Origin of the sequence: Rhodococcus sp. T2V (genome assembly GCF_029269925.1) — a bacterium.
Lineage (GTDB): Bacteria > Actinomycetota > Actinomycetes > Mycobacteriales > Mycobacteriaceae > Rhodococcus_F > Rhodococcus_F koreensis.
Genome location: NZ_JARJBD010000414.1, coordinates 1 through 445 on the forward strand (window position 1 = coordinate 1; position 445 = coordinate 445).

A 445-nucleotide genomic window follows, 5' to 3' on the forward strand; every position below is an offset into this window, starting at 1 on the left:
GTTCATGTGTGGTTCAGGTCACAAAAGTGTCTCGCCGGTTCTGTTCTACCGCACCGCCGCTGCCCGCGCTACCGCTCGGATGCTCACTTCTACCTGGGCGTTTGTGTGAGGGTCGGAAACGTTGGTGTCGAGGGCCGGTGCGGGGTGTGTGCTAGAACTGGTCAGGCATCGAGTGACATGACTCACAGTGTTCGTTTCACGGGTTCGGTCGGCACCCCGGCGGGTCCCGGTCGATGCACGAGAGCAAGGGACACCGCCGCATGATCGAGGACATCACCGAACCACCTGGCACTGCGCTTCCGGCCCCGACGCGCCTGATTCCCCGCCGACGCCCGGACGGCCGCGAACTCCTCGCCACCGCGAAGGGCATCCTGATCGCCGCCCGCGGCCGCAGCGACGCCCAGGCGTTCGACGAACTCCTCGACGTGTCCCGCCGTCATCACCT

The 445-nt window shown here is 65.8% G+C and carries 1 protein-coding gene; it reads left to right on the forward strand.

Going from position 1 to position 445, the window contains the following annotated elements:
• Positions 1 to 260 precede the first annotated feature (260 nt).
• On the forward strand, positions 261 to 445 hold a 185-nt coding region (locus tag P3H15_RS54635; RefSeq protein WP_276144909.1), incomplete at its 3' end, for an ANTAR domain-containing protein.